This window comes from Lysinibacillus antri (genome assembly GCF_003977595.1).
GTDB lineage: Bacteria > Bacillota > Bacilli > Bacillales_A > Planococcaceae > Ureibacillus > Ureibacillus antri.
This window is the reverse complement of record NZ_RYYR01000009.1, coordinates 1-15,710: the sequence shown is the minus strand read 5'-3', so window position 1 is coordinate 15,710 and position 15,710 is coordinate 1. Positions and strand designations below refer to the sequence as shown.

Below are 15,710 nucleotides of genomic sequence, written 5' to 3'. Positions count from 1 at the left end.
GTCGAATAGCATCAAAACTTCAGTTATTATGAAGGAGGTAAGATTAGCTTTTTGTACAATCCATATTTTCTAACTATTTAAATAACAAACATCCAAACTAGGTATCTTATTCAAAATTACACTCTAATCGGCTACATTGCAGCTGTCAACCATCATAAAAATATGAATAGTTTATATAAAGTTCATATTCACCCTCTATACTTCGATTAGATGCAAAAATAGTTTTTATACGATTTCCATAAACATTGTATTTAACATACATGCTTTATAAAAAAGGAGGATCGATTTTTCGATGAATTAAGAACCCAAAAAATCAGCTATCGGTATTTTTAGAAATAGGAGGAAATGAAAATGTTTTTAGCAATGAAAGAAATGAAACATTCAAAAACACGCTTTGTAATGATCGGGGCAATTATTATGCTAATTGCATGGCTTGTTTTTATTTTATCAGGTCTAGGTAATGGATTATCATCATTAGCGGCTGCAACGATGAAAAATATCGATGGAGATGTTTTTATTTATGAAAAAGGCTCTGAGGCATCTATGATGAAAACAAAAGTGTCTGGTTCAATTGCGGACGACATCGAAGGGAAATATAGTGTTGATGAAGCGGCAAAATTTGGACAATCAACAATTATTGTTCATAATGAAAACATAACGGATGCAAACGAAAAAAATGACGTTGCCTTTATCGGGATTGAACCAGATAAATTTATCGAACCAACAGCTGTTGAGGGACAGCAACTAAATCCAAATGAGAAATTCGGAGTTTTAATAGACGAATCATTACATAAAAAAGGTTATGAAATTGGCGACACAATTGTTGTAACAAGTTCAAACCTAAAACTAAAAGTAATTGGCTTTACAAAAGGAGAAACATTTAACCATTTACCTACAATTTTTGGTCATATTGAAACTTGGCAATCGTATGCATTTGCAGCACCTGGTTCGGACAATGGTTTAGAAAGCCCGGTATCAATGATTGCATTACAAGGTGAAAATATTGAAATAGAAAAAATTCAAGATAACTATGATTTAATTGAAACCTTCTCTAAATCAGAAGCCGTTATGGGTATGCCTGGTTATAAAGAAGAAAGTGCCACAATTTATATGATGCTTGCATTCTTGTTCGTCATCTCAGCAGTTATTATTGCGGTATTCTTCTACGTATTCATTTTACAAAAAACACAGCAATTTGGTGTTATGAAAGCGATTGGTGCTTCTGACCGCTTTATTAAAAATTCAATCATCTCTCAAGTATTCGTCTTATCATTAGTGAGTATTATCGCTGGTATTGCATTGACTTATTTGACTGCTCTAGCCCTACCAGAAGCTATGCCCTTTAACTTAGACTTTAAGATCGTACTTCTATATGGAGTTATCTTATTAATTGTATCTGTTGTAGGTTCTGTTATTTCAGCGAGACAAGTAACGAAAATAGATCCATTAACGGCGATTGGGAGAGTGGAATAAATGACAGGTTTAGTATTAAAAAATGTTACAAAATCATTTAAAGAAGGCGACACAATGGTTGACGCATTAAAAAATGTCTCACTCACTGTGGAGCCAGGTGATTTTATCGCCATTATCGGTCCTTCTGGGTCAGGGAAAAGTACTTTATTATCCATCGCTGGTGCCCTACTGCAACCATCAAAAGGTGAAGTATTAGTGAATGGGACAGACATTGGGAAGATGAAGGAAAAAGAGCTTTCATCATTTCGTTTAACTGACATTGGCTTTATATTACAAACGTCCAATCTAATTCCATATTTAAATGTATTAGATCAACTTTTACTCGTTTGCAAAATGAAAGGCAAAGTAACTTCTAAAGAAATCGATTTGGCAAAAACGTTATTAAATAATTTAGGTTTAGGCGGAAAATTAACGAAGTTTCCGAATGAATTATCAGGTGGTGAACGCCAACGTGTCGCCATTGCACGCGCATTTGTCAATAATTCTAATATCATCTTAGCCGATGAACCAACTGCAAGCTTAGACTCAAATCGCGCATTTGAAGTGGTGAAACAAATTAAAAAGGAAGTAAAAGACCGTAACAAAGCCGCTGTTATGGTAACCCATGATGAGCGTATGTTGGAGTTTTGTGATAAAGTGTACCGCATGGCAGACGGTATGTTAACGTTAGAAAGTTAGACATGAGCGTTTAAATAAGCATCTAATTGGTTACCTGAGTTCGGTATTATACTGACCTCAAGTGACCAATTTTCGTTTAATACGTTTGCTTTGCTTCACAACCTCATAGGACATAAAAGCTAGCGTATAAAGATAAAATTGAAGTTTCGGATGGGAGACTTTATACAGATCGTATGATTAAAGTAAAACCTCCATTAGTTGAAAAGCTGATACATTTTCATAACAGCCCATAAAGCAATTACACTCCAAATCAATACTATTATTAAGGCGACTACCCAATTCTTCGGCTTACCATTTTTCATCATTGCTTCTGCCTTAATCTCACAATCAGATATCACATCTTTTGGTATCATTTTTAATGCAATCAAAACGCCTAATGGAACAAGAATTAGATCATCTAAATAGCCAAATATCGGTATAAAATCCGGTATTAAATCAATTGGACTAAACGCGTATGCTACAACACAAGCAGTAAAAACTTTAGCGAACAAAGGTACTCTTTTATCTTTGTAAGCCAAGTAAAGCACAAATATTTGCCGTTTTAAATTTTTCGCCCAAGCCTTAATTTTCTTAAACATTTTATCTCCTAATAACAACTAAGATTTTGTTTTCATTATAACAAAGAGTTTGTTTATAAAATTAAACTACTGCTACTCTGAAACTGTTTGCAATTTACCCATTTAGCTAAATAAGACCCAATTCCTTTACAAGAATTGGGCCTTATTATGGTATAGCAAGATCGTGATTATACTTTTTATAAAAACTCTTTGTAGATTCAAAGCAATATAAAGTGAAACTTCAATCCGTGGGGGTTTTCTTCATCCCCCACGGATTGTTAGTTGAACCAATCGGGCTTTTACGGGCAGTTGATCTCCCACCTATCCTTTTTGTTCTACTTAAGTCTTGAGGTGGGAGTCTTTACTGCCCGTTAATGCGGGATAAAATCATTATTTATATCCGTTAAAATTAACAAACTCCCCAACAGGTTTACGATAACCACGTGGACGCTCTTTATCCACGCTTTTTCCAATTGTAATCATCATCACGGGTACAAGATGATTAGGGATATTAAACTCATTTCTTAATTCCTCTACATTGTGAACATGCATTGGACAAGTATCAAATCCAAAATGCTTTGCACTTAGCATAAATAACATTGCATGAAGGCCAGTGTTTCGAGCTAATTCTAATTCTAAATTATTTAAATCTCCTTTTAAGCCCTCACTATAAGTTTTAATTGCCTCCATTGTCATTTCATAATCTAGTTCATCTATCATTTTTAGCATTTTCATTGGACCGTAGATTTTCTCTGCTTCTGAAAGCTCAATACTGTTTTTATTGCCCATTACAATAATCACAGCACTTGCTGTATGAATTTTATATTGGTTATAGCTTAACTCTTTTACTCGTTCCTTTTTCTCTTCGTCTGTTATTACCAAGTAACTTGTAAATTGTAAGTTATATGCACTTGGTGTTAACCTGGTTAATTCAAATATTTGTTTAAAATCCTCTTCTGTCATTTTTTCTTCTTTAATAAAATTAACTGCTGAATGACGTGAAGTCACTAAATCTACAAAACTCATGTTTCTATTCCTCTTCTCCATGGAATTAAATGTTTTTTGTTTTTATAAACTATAGAAAAAGGCCTTTAAACATTGCTATTCTTCCAATAGTTCAAATGCTTCATGAAAATTGTACCAACCTTAGTACACATATACAGCTAACTTATCTCGACATTTCTATGAATCTTAATATTAGCCATTTTTCCATTATGTATCCTTAATTACTATTAATATTTACATATACTAATTTCATTAATTGTGTTATAACTATTTTTAAGAACGCTATTAAGGGGGCATGCAGTTTTGAATAGATACTTGACCCTCATTGTTTTGGTTTTACTGTATAGCTTTTGTAGTCATATTATTTATGACCATCCACAAGCTATTGATGAGCAACAGATCCATTTAGTTGATGACCAAAATTCAGACTATCCAATTGATGACAATGGGAAATTTAAGGATCTTGCCTTTATCCCACAAGCAATTTTTGTCATGATTATTTTAAGTGTTACTAATACCCTTAGTCTGTTTGCAACATTTACTAGAAGACTTATGTTACTTACGACCATTTTTTATCAGTCGAATTACTTAATCCACTCTTTGAAATAGATAATTAATTTATTTCAAAGGAGGAAATAAAAAATGATGTGGATTCGCCTTATTATGATTGGAATGTTCTCTATGACTTCTATCACACTTTTAGCATATCAAGGCATTGAAATTTCTAGTGCTTTTTTAGAATACTTTAAACAAAATTAAGAATGATTTTAGAGTGTAAAGATTTCTATTTCTTTACACTCTTTTTTAATAATCGAAATGACTCCAAGCATGTACAATTTCCCATCAAAGCTCAACTACTTGAAATACCATTTGAAAGCATTCGTATACAGGATTTTACCAATTGCTTGTTCGTCAAATAGCTGTTGAATTAATTCAATATCTCCGTATTCAAAAGGTCGTTTTGCTCTTGTAGATGGTAAATCTGTTCCAAACATAAGCGCATCTGGATTCGTTTCATAAATCGATTTTAGGGCATCTTTAACGTCCAACTCTACACGACCAAATCCCGTAGCTTTTACATGTACCCCTTTATCCACTAGCTTTAATAAATGTGGCAGTCCTTCTTCCGATAACCCTAAATGATCAATTGATATGGCTGGTAATTTTTCAATCGTTGATGTAATTTCAGGTAACTCTTTTGCATCGATATAAAGTTCACTATGCCATCCAACTAAATCATAAACTCTTCTTGCAAAGTAATCGAGCTTTGATAAATCTTCTGAGCCACCTCTTTTAATATTGAAACGTAATGCTTTTACCCCGTTTTTATTTAAATGTAGGATTTCTTCATCCGTTACCGTAAAAGGTAATTGTGTGACACCACAAAAGGTTGGGCCCATTTGTTTCAATGCTTTTACTAAATACGCTTGGTCAAATCCTTGGAATGACCCAGATACAATCGCTCCACCTAAAACATTTAAATCAGCAGTCTCTCTTTGATAATCTTCTACTACATAACTAGGGGGTAAATATCCTTGGTTTTCGATAATGGAAAAATCAAAATCAATAATATGAAAATGTGCATCAAAAATTCTCATTAAAACTCCCCTTTCTTTTCTCTAACATAGCAAATGCAGTGCGTAAAGAAAACTAGGGGTTCTTAATACGGGGTAGTAGTTTTCTTAATCCACAATAAAACCGAAATCCCTTTTAGATATAAGGAATTTCGGTTCATTTTTAATGAGTAACTTGATTACTCCACCGTCACACTCTTCGCTAGGTTACGTGGTTTATCTACGTCACAACGGCGATGTAGTGCAGCGTAATAGCTGATTAGTTGTAAAGGTATTACGGATACTAGTGGCGTTAATAATGGATGTACTTTTGGAATGACGAGACGATCGCCTTCTTCGTTTAAGCCTTCCATTGAAATGATACATGCATTGGCTCCGCGCGCTACGACTTCTTTCACGTTCCCGCGAATGTTTAAAGCAACTTGCTCTTGTGTTGCAAGGGCAAATACAGGTGTACCATTTTCAATTAAGGCAATAGTACCGTGTTTTAATTCTCCACCAGCAAATCCTTCTGCTTGGATATAAGAGATTTCTTTTAGCTTTAATGCACCTTCTACACTTACACAGAAGTCTAGGTTACGTCCAATAAAGAAGGCATTACGTGCAATTTTCAAATAGTCTTCTGCAATTTGCTCTAGCTCTTCTTTTGAGTCAACAATTGTTTGAATGCCGTTTGCTACAATCGCTAACTCTTGTTTTAAGTCGACGTTTACTTCTTTTCCATTTGATTGTCCAGCAACATATGCAGCAATTGCTAATACAGCTACTTGTGCTACATAGGCTTTCGTTGACGCTACTGCAATTTCAGGACCAGCATGTAATAACAACGTGTAGTCTGCTTCACGAGAAAGCGTTGAACCTGGTACGTTTGTAACTGTTAACGTTGGATAGTTTAGTTCTTTTACTTTCACAAGCACTTGGCGACTATCTGCTGTTTCACCAGATTGCGTGATGAAAATGAATAATGGCTTTTCAGATAATAGTGGCATATTGTAGCCGAATTCACTTGAAATATGCACTTCTACTGGGATGCCAGCAAGCTTTTCAAAATATTGTTTTCCCACTAATCCAGCATGATAACTTGTTCCTGCTGCAATAATATATAAACGATCTGCCGCTTTGATTGCTTTTAAAATGGACGCATCAATTGCCAACTCACCATTTGCATCACTATATTCTTGAATGATTTTACGCACAACACCTGGTTGCTCATCCATTTCTTTTAACATGTAGTGAGGGTATGTGCCTTTTTCAATATCACTTGCATCTAGTTCAGCAGTAAATGGTTTGCGATCAACCGCGCGACCTTCTAGTGTTGAAATTTCTACTCTGTCTTTATGAACCAACACGACTTCTTTGTCACGCAGTTCAATAAATTGGTCTGTTACTTGTAGCATCGCCATTGCATCAGAAGCAACCACGTTAAAGCTTTCCCCGACACCGACTAATAAAGGTGACTTATTTTTTGCTACATAAATCGTATCTGCATCTTCTTGGTCTAGTAATGCAAGGGCATACGATCCATGTAATAAAGATAATGTTTTACGGAAGGCTTCAACTGTTGATAATCCTTCATTCGCAAATAAATCAATTAATTGTACAATCACTTCTGTATCTGTATCAGATTGCATTTGAATGCCTTTTAAATACGCTTTTTGTAGTAAATGATAGTTTTCAATTACTCCATTATGCACTAAAGTATAGCGACCAGAAGCACTTTGATGAGGGTGTGCATTTAGTTTATTTGGTACGCCATGAGTCGCCCAGCGTGTGTGACCAATTCCAATGTCCGCATTTACGTTCAAGTTTACCGAAGCGCGTAAATCTGCAATGCGGCCTTTTTCTTTAAATACTGTAATTCCTTCTTCGTTACGAACAGCAATCCCAGCTGAATCATAACCGCGGTATTCTAATTTCTCTAAACCTTTTAATAAAATTTCTTTTGCATCTAATGCACCGTTATAACCAACGATTCCACACATATTCTAAATATCTCCTTGTAAAAGCAACATCAATTTAAACAATATAAAAACAACCGCTTAAAAATTGGAGTCGGAATTCTGTCTAATTCACTCACAACTAAGCATTGCTGAATGACATTGCTTTATTTTTATATTTGCCTTTTCGTTTTGTTGGCCAAAAAATCACTTTTTTGTTTTAAAAACGAAAGTTACAATCGGGCATGCGATCGGGAGGTATCCGCCGAAAAGATCGATAATCCTCCACCTCGTCAACTAAGGATTTTTGTACGTTCGATTTCCTTAGCTCAGGCGCTGTAATTGTTTTCCTTGTTTCTTGTATAGCGCAAATGTCTCCTCCTTTTCTCGCGCTCGCTTGAAGATACTTGCCTTTGATTTTTCAAGCACCTTCATCATACAGAATATGCTCTGTCTCGTCAATCATTCACTCGATTCGTCCATATAACAAAAATAATCCACTAGAATAGCCCTAGTGGATTGGTATTAGGATAAATCTTATTTACCTACTTAAAGTTCTCTTTCCTTTAGCAAATTGACGATTTCTCGGTTAAAGGCTGGTAAATCTTTAGGTGTTCGACTGGAAACGAGCTGCTTTTGACAGACAAACACTTCTTCATCATGGAAGTTTGCCCCCGCATTTTCTAGATCTACTTGGATGGACTTGTAACCTGTAATATCGCGGCCTTCTAAGGATCTTGCTGTAATTAACAATTGAGGACCGTGGCAAATCGCAAATACCGGCTTCATGTCACTCATAAATTTTTTTGCAAAAGCAACTACTCGGTCATCATCACGCAATAAATCTGGTGAAAAACCACCTGGAATAAATAATGCATCAAAATCATCTGGATTTACATCGGCAATGCCATAATCAATATCAACACGTGCTTCCCCTTGTTTCCCTCTAACTGCCTTATTGCCCTCTTTATCAATAGTTACAACAGTATGTCCTGCTTCTTCTAACGCTTCTTTGGGGCTCACATACTCAATATCTTCAAACAAATCCGTAATTAATGTTGCTACTTTTGCCATTTCTAACACTCCTTCATGCATTTCGTCAACATTACTATGTCCATTTTTATAGGCAACTAAACGAAAAAAATCCAGCAACATTAAAGTTCGTTGCTGGATTTTTATTTTACTCTGCTAAGCCTAATTCTTCACGTACGACTTGAGCAATACGGTTGACATAACTTTCGCACTCTTCTGCTGTTGCAGCTTCTACCATTACACGTACAAGCGGTTCTGTTCCAGAAGGACGAACTAACACACGACCGTTCCCAGCCATTGCTGCTTCCACTTCTGCAATGGCGTTTGCAACCTTTTCATTCTGTGTGACTGCATTTTTATCTGTCACACGGATATTCACTAGTTTTTGAGGGAAGATCGTCATTTCTGCAGCAAGCTCAGATAATCGTTTACCTGTTGCTTTCATAATGTTGACTAATTGAATACCTGTTAATAAACCATCGCCTGTTGTATTAAAATCTAGGAAAACGATATGACCTGATTGTTCGCCACCTAGGTTATAGTCATTAGCACGCATTTCTTCAACTACATAACGGTCACCTACTGCCGTTTTTACACTTGTCATTTGACTTTCCTCTAGTGCTTTATAGAAGCCCAGGTTACTCATAACAGTTGACACAATTGTATTTTTCTTTAAACGTCCTTTACTGTTTAAATATTTCCCAATAATGAACATAATTTGGTCGCCATCTACAATTTGACCTTTTTCGTCTACTGCGATTAATCGGTCGCCATCGCCATCAAAGGCTAGTCCTACATCTGCATCTCGTTCGAGAACAAACGCTGCAAGTTTGTCAGGATGTGTCGAGCCAACACCTTCATTGATATTTAAACCGTCTGGTGATGAACCCATTGAGGAAATGTCTGCTTCTAAATCTGCAAATAAATGTGTTGCTAATTGTGAAGTGGCACCATGCGCACAATCAAGAGCTACATGAATTCCTAAGAAATCCTCATCAACTGTTTGTTTTAAGTAGGATATATATTTTTGACCACCTTCGAAATAATCACTAACAGATCCTAAATCTGCTCCAATTGGTCGAGGTAATGTATCCTCTTCAACGTCGATTAGTTTCTCAATTTCAGCTTCTTGAGCATCTGTTAATTTAAATCCGTCTGGTCCAAAAAATTTAATTCCGTTATCTGCTACTGGATTGTGAGAAGCTGAAATCATAACACCTGCATCTGCATTCATTACACGCGTTAAATAAGCAACTCCAGGTGTGCTGATTACGCCAAGTCGCATTACTTCAATTCCAATTGATAACAATCCAGCAACTAAAGCGCCCTCTAACATATGCCCAGAAATGCGTGTATCTCGTCCAACAATCACTTTTGGGCGTTCTTTAGTATGTTTAGTCAGCACATATCCCCCAATACGCCCGAGTTTAAAGGCAAACTCTGGTGTCAATTCTGAATTTGCGACACCACGGACGCCATCCGTTCCGAAATATTTTCCCATTACTATTCTCTCCTTCAATCAATGCTAGACATTCGTTGATTCGTCATTGACAACAAATATATTATCAGTTTAAAAGCGAATATTTGTTCAACGTTTACTCTCCATTTTGCGTTGTTTCATCTTCGGGATTTGTTTCATCTGTATTGGTTTCTTCCGTGTTATCCTCTACAGGTGGCTCCTCTTCTGTATTAACCGTAGTTTTCGTAATATTGGCATTTACTTTTACCTTTTCGGTAGAGAGTCTAGTTGCCCCATTCGGTACATTTAGTTGCACATCATAACTACCCGACTGTTGTATTTCTGATATGTCAAATTCTACGACTAGTTCCGTTAAAGAGTCAATAATTGATTTTGGACCGAAAACTTCAATTGTTTCTGTATTAGATGTCAAATTATTCACTCTAACCCCTTCAATAGGTGTTCCTTTTTGACGTATCAACAATGGTACTTTTCGACTATATTCTTTAATATCGACTTTAACTTTCACCGTTTCTCGATCAATCGTTACATCGAGCTTATTTAAGTTACTATCTAAAACTTTCACAGCCGCCTCTTGTTCAAAGGATGACTTTAGACCTCCTTCAGCTGAAACGGTTGCTTTTACATAGCTTATATCTTCAATAACACTTTTTGCCCCTGTTACAAATACAGTGCCTGGATCTGCACTCATATTGGATATGATAAAACCTTCCGCGATTAAACGGTTGTTCATTTCGGGTTCTATACGAACTTCTTCTGTTACTTTTTCTTCAATTACGATGTCAACAATTTTAGGATCAATAGATACTTCAAGCTTTTCTGAAAAATTTTCAGTTTGAATGGTTACTGTATGTTTACCAATTAACAATTCGCTTAAGTCAACAAATACTTTAAAATCTCTTTTCAACTTCGCTTGTAATACAAGTTGTACCGGGCCTTCAAGGGTTACATCAACCGTTTTTGGCAATCCCGTAACAATTAGATTTTCAGTATCATAATAGGCTTCAAGTGGTACTGCTGTGATAATATCCATTTCTACATTCGGCCCTGTATTTTTTCCATCATCCATCTGCGCCTTTACGTATATAAACAATAGTATTGCTAAGATTAAAGCCGTAATTCTTAATACCCAATGACTATCAAATAATTTATCCATTCTTTTTCCCCCTCCAAGTCCACTTAGAGGCTAATTCTGAATCTTGTTCTGGCCCGTACCACATTTTACGAAGTTGCGATTCGAATTCTTCGATTGTCAAATTCCGATACAAGTTACCATTTTTCGTTAAGCTAACGGCTCCTGTTTCTTCTGATACCACTATAGTAATCGCATCTGTTACTTCACTTAACCCTACTGCGGCACGGTGGCGTGTCCCCAATTCTTTGGATATAAAACTACTCTCTGAAAGAGGTAGATAGCAAGCTGCTGCTGAAATTTTATCCTTTTGAATAATGACGGCCCCATCATGTAGAGGGGTGTTTGGGATAAAAATATTAATTAATAATTCGTTTGTAATTTCGGCATTCATTTTTATGCCGGTTTCAATATACTCATTTAGACCCGTTTCTTTTTCAATAGAGATTAATGCTCCAATGCGACGCTTTGCCATATAACTGACAGCCTTTTTCATGGCCTCTATTAAACGCGTTTGCTCATCTTCTAATTGACTTGTAGAACGTTGAAATATTTTCCCTCTCCCAAGTTGTTCGAGAGCTCTACGAATTTCTGGCGTAAAGATAATAATGATTGCTAGGAAACCCCAGTCAATTACTTCTTGTAACAACCAACCTAATGTATCTAGACCAAAGACTACTGTAGCAAATCTAGCAAAAATAATAACAAATAGCCCTTTCAATAACTGAACGGCTTTCGTTCCTTTAATGAGGGTTAATAATTTATAGATTACGTACCATACAAGGAGTACGTCCAAAAAACTAAATACAACATTTACAGGTGTAAAGTCTGTAAACTGTTCAATTATTTGCATGTGGCATCCCCCACTTTTTCCTTGCTTATTTCATTTATATCATTTATTCGTTGGTGTTATTACGTAAAATTAGACTTTCCTGTATCGTTTGTTTATTTAGCAAAAGGATTAACACCAATCGTGCAAGAAATCATTCCATCTTATGTTAAAAACAGTATACCACACTTCGTATAAAGTAGACCTTTTCAAGAAAAAAGTCCACTCAATCGAGTAGACTTTTGAAAAACTATTTTTACTACATATTCATTTTTCAAAATTCACTTTCTTTATTTAAATAGTGCCATGAAATCGTTAGTCATATCTTTCATTTCATACCATAACCACTCGAACATTTCGTCAATTTCTTCTATTTGACCCGTTACAACTGCCGTAGATGCCATGTATTGTCCATTGATGACTGTGATATTCCCGTCCACTTCACCTTCGACCACAAGATCACCATTTTTCACAACGATGTCACCTTTTACAACTTCTCCAGCTGGTACAATTACTGTTTGACCATCCACAACTAGGTTTGGTTGTTTTGTTACCGAAAACTCATCATTTTGATAACTGCTTAGCATCGTAGCGCTCATAAAGAGGCAAAATACCGCTACCGCTGCTAAGATTGGATGCCTTCTAAACCATTTTTGTACGCCTACCCTATTCTTCGCTTTTGGCAGACGCTTCATTACTTGTTCCTCAAAATGTGGAGGTGCTGTAATCTGCGCTGCACTCTTTACAAAAGCAATCGTGTCACTTAACTGGTGCATATGTTCCCTGCAGTCAGGGCACATTTGCAAATGTTTCTTGAGTTGTTGTTCATGGTCACGACTAATATCGCCATCTAAGTATTCGTGCATATAGTCAACTATGAATTGTGGACACGTACTCATGCCTAACCCCTCCTACAGATTGTTTAATTGCTTTCTTAGAGCTTCACGACCTCGATGAATTCTCGTTTTAACGGTCCCTAAAGGCATATCCAGTATTTCACTTATTTCTTGAAGTGATAATTCTTCCATATACTTTAATACAATAACCGAACGATATTTATCTGGCAATCTGCTTATTTCATATTGTATTCGATCTTGAAGTTCCATTTGTTCTACGGCTTCATCTGGTAATTGGTCTGTCGCAGCAATATGCGAATACATATCAAGTCCTTCTGTTCCAGCAACTTCTGCATCAAGGTAAAAATCAGGTTTCTTTTTTCTAATTCTATCAATACACAGATTTGTGGCAATTCGATAAAGCCAAGTTGAAAATTTCCTTTTTTGATCGAATGAATGTAAATTTATGTATGCCCGAACAAATGCCTCCTGCGAAATATCTTCCGCTTCTTGTTTGTTTCCTAGCATACGATAACATATTTGGTAAAGCTTATGCTGGTAGAGGCTGACAACATCAGAAAATGCGTTTTGATCACCTTTTAGCACTTGCTTTATTCTCTTGTTCACTAACGCATCCATTTGTGTTCCCTCTCCTACTCAGCTTACTATTTATTTACGTAATGACTTATAAAAAGTTTCATCTAATTTAAATATTATAGCAAATTTTTATATTTACTAAAAAAGTCTAAATTAGTATTTATATCCAATACAATAATAAGCCTAAAACACTATATTACACTAACTTTTCACCAAACAACGAACCCATCAAGGCCACTGCTACATCGGCGGTTTTATTACGCTCATCCAATATTGGATTCACCTCGACAAACTCAGCAGACGTAATAAAGCCCGCTTCTTCTAGCATTTCCATCGCTAAATGACTTTCCCGATACGTAATACCTCCTGGTACAGGTGTTCCTACACCCGGTGTATAGATAGGATCGATACCATCTAAGTCTAATGACAAGTGGACTCCATCAACATTTTGTTTCTTTAAATGTTCAATCGTTTCCTCAATTACCTTTGTCATGCCCATTCGATCAATTTCATGCATAGAATATACCTTTATACCATGTTTTTTAATTAATTCACGTTCTCCAGGATCGACTGAACGAGCACCAATAATAATGATATTTTCAGGCTTAATTTTTGGACCATATCCGCTGATATTTACTAATCGGTCATCCCCTATCCCAAAACTGATGGCTAAAGGCATTCCGTGTATATTGCCTGAAGGGGATGTTTCAGGTGTATTCATGTCCGCATGGGCATCGTACCAAATAACACCTAAGTTTTTATATTTCGTTCCCAAACCTGCAAGTGTCCCAATCGCAATACTATGGTCCCCACCTAAAACTAGAGGGAACCTTCCTTTTGTCATGACCTCTTGAACTTTATCAGAAAGTTGTGTACTAACTTCAATTACTTCTTTAAAATTTTTCAGTTGTGTATCTTCATGTTTATTCACCTTATCTCGTTTTAGAAGAATATCTCCTTCATCCAATATTTCATATCCTAATTCCTCTAAACGTTCTACAACACCTGCATAGCGAATAGCACTTGGCCCCATATCCACACCTCGACGATGTTGCCCGTAATCTGATGGTACTCCGATGATTGAAATTTTACTATTTTTCATGAAAATTCCTCCTTGTAGTAATACTATTCTATATAAGAAAAAGTGTTTTACTCAACAAAACACTACTATGAATATTTATTCACTTCTTTTAGGTTATTTATAAGGGAAGAAAGTATCTTTCGTTGCAGGCAATAACTGAGGTTCATGTTACTTATTAATGACTATGTGGTAATTGAGATTTAATATTTACTTGAGAAATAAATCTATTTACAGTGTGTAAATCAAATCAGTGAATTAGTCTGTTCTTAATGGTATGTAGACTTTTACTTGAATGAAAACACATTAGATATTGATATTAATAAAATCACACAAATACTAGCATGGTGTACTTTGCATTGAGAAGATACATGCTGTAATCCACCTCGAGGAGCTATACTCCCTTGGCAAGTTTCAGGAATTTCTCAATAAAAAATCCCCTACTCACCAGAGTAAAGGATTGGAATTATAATATGTATATTTTAGTAAAATGGCTGGGGTACCAGGATTCGAACCTGGGCATGACGGAATCAAAATCCGTTGCCTTACCGCTTGGCTATACCCCAATAGGAAAATGGTGGAGGGGGACGGATTCGAACCGCCGAACCCAAAGGAGCGGATTTACAGTCCGCCGCGTTTAGCCACTTCGCTACCCCTCCGGAATAACACTTATGGTGGAGGATGACGGGCTCGAACCGCCGACCCCCTGCTTGTAAGGCAGGTGCTCTCCCAGCTGAGCTAATCCTCCATATTTTAAGCTGGTGTTATTTATTGTTGTATAAAATTGGTGACCCGTACGAGATTCGAACTCGTGTTACCGCCGTGAAAGGGCGGTGTCTTAACCACTTGACCAACGGGCCTATTTATATGTATTAAACCGACAAGAATTATTATAGCAACATCGTTTAGAAAATGCAACTATTTAGGTCATTTTTCCAAAAAAAATGGCTCCGAAGGTAGGACTCGAACCTACGACCAACCGGTTAACAGCCGGTTGCTCTACCACTGAGCTACTTCGGAACGTTATTATTAACTTAATATTCAATTAAGTACATTTATTATTATAGCTATATTCAGAATTATTGCAAGTATTTTTATATATTTTTTATCCATTACTATGTTTCGTTTCATCATAGTCTATTGCAAAACATCACAATGGATAAGAAGAAAGAAATTTTTGTAAGCAAAAAAACGTAATAAAAAAGCCACTACTGACTTAATCAGCAACGACTTTTTGAGCCTAGCAACGTCCTACTCTCACAGGGGGAAGCCCCCAACTACCATCGGCGCTAAAGAGCTTAACTTCCGTGTTCGGTATGGGAACGGGTGTGACCTCTTTGCCATCATCACTAGACTATTTAATTGAGAGTTCGTTCTCTCAAAACTGGATAAAGACATTGATTGCATTTCAAGATTTGGTTAAGTCCTCGATCGATTAGTATTCGTCAGCTCCATGTGTCACCACACTTCCACCTCGAACCTATCTACCTCATCGTCTTTGA

At 36.3% G+C, this 15,710-nt stretch carries 14 protein-coding genes, 5 tRNA genes and 2 rRNA genes; 3 read left to right on the top strand and 18 right to left on the bottom strand.

All coding sequences use genetic code 11. From position 1 onward, the window contains the following. Positions 1–351 precede the first annotated feature (351 nt). Together EK386_RS08175 and EK386_RS08170 are read left to right on the top strand one after the other, a co-directional pair. Positions 352–1,473 carry an ABC transporter permease gene (locus tag EK386_RS08175; RefSeq protein WP_126658675.1) on the top strand — a complete coding sequence of 374 codons (1,122 nt, stop codon included), beginning with the start codon at positions 352–354 and terminating at the stop codon, positions 1,471–1,473. Then, positions 1,474–2,151, top strand: coding sequence for an ABC transporter ATP-binding protein (locus EK386_RS08170; RefSeq protein ID WP_126658674.1), 678 nt, complete (start codon positions 1,474–1,476; stop codon positions 2,149–2,151). Between the two features lie 194 nt (positions 2,152–2,345). On the opposite strand, the gene EK386_RS08165 is transcribed toward EK386_RS08170, so the two are convergent. Further along, the gene (locus tag EK386_RS08165; protein WP_126658673.1) at positions 2,346–2,729 is read right to left on the bottom strand and encodes a YkvA family protein; all 384 of its coding nucleotides are present in this window, start codon (positions 2,727–2,729) and stop codon (positions 2,346–2,348) included. Between the two features lie 369 nt (positions 2,730–3,098). Further along, positions 3,099–3,734: a nitroreductase family protein gene (locus EK386_RS08160; RefSeq protein ID WP_126658672.1), complete on the bottom strand. Its 636-nt coding sequence runs from the start codon at positions 3,732–3,734 to the stop codon at positions 3,099–3,101. Between the two features lie 282 nt (positions 3,735–4,016). Here EK386_RS08160 and EK386_RS08155 point away from each other — a divergent pair, with 282 nt between their 5' ends. Then, positions 4,017–4,322: a hypothetical protein gene (locus EK386_RS08155; RefSeq protein WP_126658671.1), complete on the top strand. Its 306-nt coding sequence runs from the start codon at positions 4,017–4,019 to the stop codon at positions 4,320–4,322. Between the two features lie 245 nt (positions 4,323–4,567). Here EK386_RS08155 and EK386_RS08150 read toward each other — a convergent pair whose 3' ends face one another. From EK386_RS08150 to EK386_RS08075, 16 genes are all read right to left on the bottom strand, one after another. Then, entirely contained in the window at positions 4,568–5,311 is a 744-nt protein-coding gene (locus EK386_RS08150; RefSeq protein ID WP_126658670.1) for an amidohydrolase family protein, read from the bottom strand. Positions 5,312–5,466: 155 nt separating this feature from the next. Further along, the gene (gene glmS / locus EK386_RS08145) at positions 5,467–7,269 is read right to left on the bottom strand and encodes a glutamine--fructose-6-phosphate transaminase (isomerizing) (RefSeq protein WP_126658669.1); all 1,803 of its coding nucleotides are present in this window, start codon (positions 7,267–7,269) and stop codon (positions 5,467–5,469) included. Positions 7,270–7,773: 504 nt separating this feature from the next. Beyond that, entirely contained in the window at positions 7,774–8,298 is a 525-nt protein-coding gene (locus EK386_RS08140; RefSeq protein WP_126658668.1) for a type 1 glutamine amidotransferase domain-containing protein, read from the bottom strand. Between the two features lie 106 nt (positions 8,299–8,404). Then, complete coding sequence (gene glmM / locus EK386_RS08135; protein ID WP_126658667.1) at positions 8,405–9,757, bottom strand: phosphoglucosamine mutase; 1,353 nt, start codon at positions 9,755–9,757, stop codon at positions 8,405–8,407. A 94-nt stretch (positions 9,758–9,851) separates the two neighbouring features. Then, on the bottom strand, positions 9,852–10,892 hold the full coding sequence (locus EK386_RS08130; RefSeq protein ID WP_126658666.1) for a CdaR family protein: 1,041 nt from the start codon (positions 10,890–10,892) through the stop codon (positions 9,852–9,854). After that, positions 10,885–11,721 carry a diadenylate cyclase CdaA gene (gene cdaA / locus EK386_RS08125; protein WP_126658665.1) on the bottom strand — a complete coding sequence of 279 codons (837 nt, stop codon included), beginning with the start codon at positions 11,719–11,721 and terminating at the stop codon, positions 10,885–10,887. Before cdaA ends, EK386_RS08130 begins: the two co-directional genes overlap by 8 nt. A gap of 266 nt (positions 11,722–11,987) precedes the next feature. Then, a complete protein-coding gene (locus tag EK386_RS08120) occupies positions 11,988–12,596 on the bottom strand; it encodes an anti-sigma factor family protein (protein WP_126658664.1) in 609 nt (202 codons plus the stop codon). A 12-nt stretch (positions 12,597–12,608) separates the two neighbouring features. Next, a complete protein-coding gene (sigW, locus tag EK386_RS08115; protein WP_126658663.1) occupies positions 12,609–13,172 on the bottom strand; it encodes an RNA polymerase sigma factor SigW in 564 nt (187 codons plus the stop codon). 154 nt (positions 13,173–13,326) lie between these two features. Next, the gene (rocF, locus tag EK386_RS08110) at positions 13,327–14,232 is read right to left on the bottom strand and encodes an arginase (RefSeq protein WP_126658662.1); all 906 of its coding nucleotides are present in this window, start codon (positions 14,230–14,232) and stop codon (positions 13,327–13,329) included. A 467-nt stretch (positions 14,233–14,699) separates the two neighbouring features. Further along, positions 14,700–14,774, bottom strand: a tRNA-Gln gene (locus EK386_RS08105). A 9-nt stretch (positions 14,775–14,783) separates the two neighbouring features. Continuing rightward, positions 14,784–14,867, bottom strand: a tRNA-Tyr gene (locus EK386_RS08100). A gap of 13 nt (positions 14,868–14,880) precedes the next feature. Continuing rightward, a tRNA-Val gene (locus EK386_RS08095) sits at positions 14,881–14,956 on the bottom strand. A 37-nt stretch (positions 14,957–14,993) separates the two neighbouring features. After that, a tRNA-Glu gene (locus EK386_RS08090) sits at positions 14,994–15,068 on the bottom strand. 85 nt (positions 15,069–15,153) lie between these two features. Then, a tRNA-Asn gene (locus EK386_RS08085) sits at positions 15,154–15,228 on the bottom strand. A 218-nt stretch (positions 15,229–15,446) separates the two neighbouring features. Beyond that, positions 15,447–15,562, bottom strand: a 5S ribosomal RNA gene (rrf, locus tag EK386_RS08080). Between the two features lie 61 nt (positions 15,563–15,623). Next, positions 15,624–15,710, bottom strand: a 23S ribosomal RNA gene (locus EK386_RS08075); the annotation flags it as partial.

Coding starts and splice junctions, on each gene's coding strand:
- EK386_RS08150 (WP_126658670.1), bottom strand. CDS start 5,311: ATGAGAATTTTTGATGCACATTTTCATATTATTGATTTTGATTTTTCC.
- EK386_RS08140 (WP_126658668.1), bottom strand. CDS start 8,298: ATGGCAAAAGTAGCAACATTAATTACGGATTTGTTTGAAGATATTGAG.
- EK386_RS08160 (WP_126658672.1), bottom strand. CDS start 3,734: ATGAGTTTTGTAGATTTAGTGACTTCACGTCATTCAGCAGTTAATTTT.
- cdaA (WP_126658665.1), bottom strand. CDS start 11,721: ATGCAAATAATTGAACAGTTTACAGACTTTACACCTGTAAATGTTGTA.
- sigW (WP_126658663.1), bottom strand. CDS start 13,172: ATGGATGCGTTAGTGAACAAGAGAATAAAGCAAGTGCTAAAAGGTGAT.
- EK386_RS08120 (WP_126658664.1), bottom strand. CDS start 12,596: ATGAGTACGTGTCCACAATTCATAGTTGACTATATGCACGAATACTTA.
- EK386_RS08170 (WP_126658674.1), top strand. CDS start 1,474: ATGACAGGTTTAGTATTAAAAAATGTTACAAAATCATTTAAAGAAGGC.
- glmM (WP_126658667.1), bottom strand. CDS start 9,757: ATGGGAAAATATTTCGGAACGGATGGCGTCCGTGGTGTCGCAAATTCA.
- EK386_RS08130 (WP_126658666.1), bottom strand. CDS start 10,892: ATGGATAAATTATTTGATAGTCATTGGGTATTAAGAATTACGGCTTTA.
- EK386_RS08165 (WP_126658673.1), bottom strand. CDS start 2,729: ATGTTTAAGAAAATTAAGGCTTGGGCGAAAAATTTAAAACGGCAAATA.
- rocF (WP_126658662.1), bottom strand. CDS start 14,232: ATGAAAAATAGTAAAATTTCAATCATCGGAGTACCATCAGATTACGGG.
- EK386_RS08175 (WP_126658675.1), top strand. CDS start 352: ATGTTTTTAGCAATGAAAGAAATGAAACATTCAAAAACACGCTTTGTA.
- glmS (WP_126658669.1), bottom strand. CDS start 7,269: ATGTGTGGAATCGTTGGTTATAACGGTGCATTAGATGCAAAAGAAATT.